Consider the following 4,115-nt stretch of genomic DNA (forward strand, 5'->3'; position numbering starts at 1 on the left):
GGTGTATCAGCCACAGTAAAGAGACGTGACCAGTGCAGAATTCCTGAATTTTTGAGTCTCGTAGTCACTGCCCTATAAAGGTTTCAGGAGATGTGGCCCATTTTTACACGAATCGGTGCCATACCCCAAGTCCGACATGACAAACCCCGATTCAAAATAGGTACTCCGTAGGGGCATTGCACTGCAATGTCCCTACAAACCGGGAGAGTACAGACAGGATTTGGTATAACCCTCTCGCATAAATACCCTGCTACCAGCCGCGGCACAAGCGCTGCTGGGCACAACTCTAAGCGACCCTTCTCAGAGCCAGTTAACCGCTTAATCGATTAATTAACACATCACTTTACTGCTTACTCGTTTATTCAACCCATCGGGTAAGCGCTATGATTTGGCTGCCACTCAAGCGCTTAAACACCTGACCGATTAATCGATTAAGCGGACAAGCGAATGATTATTACCGTTGCCGGATTCAAAGGCGGGGTCGGTAAGACCACCACCGCTGTACACCTGGCCTGCTACTTTGCTAAAACGTCTGACAAGACTCTGCTGGTCGATGGCGATCCCAACCGCTCATCCCTCTCCTGGTCTAAACGGGGAACGCTGCCCTTTCAGGTCTGCGACCTGATGTCAGCGGCTAAAGCATCCAGAGGCAAAGAGCACGTCATTGTCGATACCGAGGCCCACCCCGACGAAGACGAGCTAGCAGCCCTGGCTGAGGGCTGCGATCTGCTGGTGCTGCCTTCTACTCCCGATGCCCTAGCCCTGGAGGCTCTTCTAGCCACCGTCGATAACCTTCAGAACCTGACCTCCTATGGGGTAGTGCTGACGATGGTCGACAGCCGCAAAAAAGGTACTGCTATCCAGGCCAAAGAAACGCTTAACCGATTAAGCATTCCAGTGTTTAATCAAATGATTAGGCGCTTAACCGCTTACGAGAAAGCGGCCCTGGTTGGGGTGCCCGTGTACGAGACGGGCGATCGCTTTGGTCGCATTGCCTGGGGAGAGTATGAATCACTAGCGAAGGAGATTGAAAGCCGTGCCTGATACCGCAAACATGTTTGACCGATTGGCTAAGAAGCGTGAGCAGGGGAAAGCAGCGCCAGCGACGGAGGCAGAACCCCAGAAACGGCAGCGTAAAGCTACAGGCAAACGCTCCGACCCCAACTACATTCAGGTAGGAGCCTATATTCCCATCGAACTTAATAAGAGCGTGAAGCGGCTGCTGGTAGATGATGATAAAGACTTTTCAGACCTGGTATCCGAACTGTTAGAGCAATGGGTTCAGAGCAATAGCGCTTAATCGATGAACCGATTAAGCGCTTATCCGATAATCCAGATGCTAAGCGCCTCTCCTTATTCCAGGTGTGCATCTTAGCCTGTGCCTGCTCATATTTCGGACACCGTGGCCGAGCCTTTGGTTTATGAGTATCTCTACATTACCTACTGCGCTAATCAATTCAATTTGGATCACCGTTCTCCCCTTGCTGGACAGAAGCTATGGAGTGCGATCGCCAAAAAATGGCTCCCTCTCTATTGAGAAAATAGTGCTACAGGGCATAGCACAAATTCCTTTGGGGCGTAATCAGTCGCTGCTCAAAAACTCAATAGCCCAGACTTTTCTGCACCACTGAGGGTCGCCCCCAATCGAAGCGTCGCGAGTCTAAAGCCCGAATATTAATATTTGTCATCGGAATTTATATGTGTCTCTAGCTAAAGAATTGATGCTTAGCAATGCTTTTCAAGCTTTGTGGGGAATTCATAAAATAGAGCTAATGATGAAGTTATGAATACATTATTGGCTGCGTAAGAAGTCAACCAGGGCTAAGCAACCAAGGGAAACAGAATGAGCAATGCGGGCGTAGACGAAATGCTGATGCTGAGCGAAACCAGCGACTTTTTGCAGGCCTGCCGCTTCCTTGATGAAGCCTGCGCGGTGATTTCGACCCTGGTGCAGCCGCTGTTTCCCGACTGTTCCGGCAGCTTCCACATCACCTGTACCTCCCGCAATCGGGTCGAAGCCGTTGCCCGCTGGGGCGATGGCCTCCATTCTGTGGAAGAGTTTCAACCTCATGACTGCTGGGCCCTGCGGCGGGGCTGATGGCACAGTACTACCCCCGACAAACCAGGGCTGCGCTGCAACCACATTACCGCTGCACCGTCTGACCTCACCACCCTATGCATTCCCAGGGTTGCCCTAGGGCAAAACCCTGGGGCTGTCTTTCTCAGCACCACCGACTCGGATGCGCTATCACCTTCTAAACAGCAGTTGGCCCATACGGTGGCCGAGCAGATGCCTTAGCCATTGCTAACCTCACCCTGCGAGCAACGCTGCAAAAACAGCGTTTTCGAGATGCCCTGACTGGCTGACAAGGCCTCAAACTAGGGAATCTGCGATCTAGTTATCACTCAAGAGACTTTATCGGTGGCAGGCCTGGTGGCACGGGCGCAGAGAAGCATCTAATGGAGCTAGCGCGATCGCGCCACTACATGTAGAGGTGTCTCATCTCTGCACGGGGAAACTAGCATTCTTCAACTAAGCTTTTGGATCCAAAGTCCTAGCAGTATTTCATTCTCAACAACAAGAGTTCATTCCTAACAAGCTTGATTGTTTCGATCGCTGTTCACGCCAAATCGCTGAAACCCTTGCTATTCCGATAAACTGTACTTGCTGAAATCTCAAAAAGAGCAATTTATAGTTTATAGGGCTAGTTTGGATCCAATTCTGAGGTGTGCCGGTGCCGAAGCAAAATCGCCACGACCAGGCGGAGATTTGGTCAGTAGATCAGTTCGAGCAGGTGATGGGGGAGTTGAGCCCCAAAATGCGATCGCTGTTCTCGATCTGCTACTACACCGGCTGCCGGGTCAGCGAGGCGCGACAGCTGCGGGCGGAGGATGTGGTGGGGGAAACGCTGGTGCTGCGCAAGGCGACGACGAAAACAAAGCGGACGCGATCGGTGCCGATTCACCCCAAGCTGAAGGCGGTGTTGGCAGCGGCGGCGTTGCCCAGTCGGGGCTATCTGTTTCCGGGGCGGGGTGGCGAGGGGCCGATTACGCGGCAGGCGTGTGATTTGGCGTTGCGGAAGGCGTGCGATCTCCTCGGCCTGCGCGGCTACAGCACCCACAGCAACCGCCGCACCTGGGCGACGCGGCTCGATAAGGCGGGGGTTCGGCTAAAGGCGATTCAGGATCTGGGCGGCTGGTCGTCGATGGCGGCGTTGCAGCGGTACCTCGATGTGTCGGAGGAGGAGAAGGTGGCGGCGATTGCGAAACTGTGATTTCGCTAATGTGCACAAAACTGAGATTCAGGCGTATTTGAGCGCGTAGGTGAGCCGTCTTTCGCTAACGCACATCAGCGCAGCTCAAACTAGCCCGTCAATCGCCCTGGTCATGGCCACATAGAGTAACCGGGCCTCATCAGCCACGTCATCAGAACTAGCCGCAGATTGGTTGCGGCACGGGCAGCTATGCGGTCGGATTGGGGCTACTCCCAGTCGCTGGAGCCTCAGCTTTCTTTGGGGAACGACCACTCCACCGTAATCTTGAGGTTGGCGTTAGCCGTGCCCTTAATGACGTAGGGCACACCACATGCTCCAGCTACTCTACTTCCCTAAAATTCGAGCGTCACCTTGTCGATGTTAGCCCTGGCCATCTGCCTGAATGCACTGAGGGTGTAGCTGACTAACCCTGCATCGCCTGAAAACTGCACACGATTTGCTCGCTGGCTGCTTTGGCTGTGCAGACGATCAGAAAGGTGTCTATGGGTGGACCTAGTTCTGTGGCTGCGATCGCAGGTCAGCGTTATGAAGCGGCCTGTCTTGCTTTAGGGGGCTGTGGTTCTGGAGCGATCGCCATCAATCTCTGTAATTGCTGCTGGAGTGACATCCTCGCCAGGGCTGCTGGGCGACAGTGAACCAACCTGCATAGGTCTTCCGCAACAGATTGCTTAAATATTGTTTACAAACTGTAACAGTGCGGTTAAAGTAGAGATATACATACCTCGTCATCCCTTGCGGATGAACCAAGTTCAAAAAAACCTGCACTTATTTCAATCATGACAACGACCTTACAAAGACAACAATCTGCCTCCCTGTGGGAGCAGTTTTGCCAGTGGGTCA

Annotated in this window: 5 protein-coding genes; 4 read left to right on the top strand and 1 reads right to left on the bottom strand. The window is 53.0% G+C overall.

Going from position 1 to position 4,115, the window contains the following annotated elements:
* Window positions 1-447 precede the first annotated feature (447 nt).
* The 4 genes from ACQ4N7_RS30015 (at window position 448) to ACQ4N7_RS30030 (ending at window position 3,275) form a co-directional block, all read left to right on the top strand.
* Window positions 448-1,044, top strand: coding sequence for a ParA family protein (locus ACQ4N7_RS30015; protein WP_430715086.1), 597 nt, complete (start codon window positions 448-450; stop codon window positions 1,042-1,044).
* The gene (locus tag ACQ4N7_RS30020; RefSeq protein WP_430715087.1) at window positions 1,037-1,300 is read left to right on the top strand and encodes a hypothetical protein; all 264 of its coding nucleotides are present in this window, start codon (window positions 1,037-1,039) and stop codon (window positions 1,298-1,300) included. The genes ACQ4N7_RS30015 and ACQ4N7_RS30020 overlap by 8 nt, the downstream gene beginning before the upstream one ends.
* 543 nt (window positions 1,301-1,843) lie before the next feature.
* Complete coding sequence (locus ACQ4N7_RS30025; protein WP_430715088.1) at window positions 1,844-2,098, top strand: hypothetical protein; 255 nt, start codon at window positions 1,844-1,846, stop codon at window positions 2,096-2,098.
* Between the two features lie 637 nt (window positions 2,099-2,735).
* Window positions 2,736-3,275, top strand: coding sequence for a tyrosine-type recombinase/integrase (locus ACQ4N7_RS30030; RefSeq protein ID WP_430715089.1), 540 nt, complete (start codon window positions 2,736-2,738; stop codon window positions 3,273-3,275).
* Between the two features lie 227 nt (window positions 3,276-3,502).
* Here ACQ4N7_RS30030 and ACQ4N7_RS30035 read toward each other — a convergent pair whose 3' ends face one another.
* Entirely contained in the window at window positions 3,503-3,580 is a 78-nt protein-coding gene (locus ACQ4N7_RS30035; RefSeq protein WP_430715090.1) for a hypothetical protein, read from the bottom strand.
* Between the last annotated feature and the right edge of the window lie 535 nt (window positions 3,581-4,115).

This window comes from Nodosilinea sp. AN01ver1 (assembly GCF_050565655.1).
Taxonomy (GTDB): Bacteria; Cyanobacteriota; Cyanobacteriia; order Phormidesmidales; family Phormidesmidaceae; genus Nodosilinea.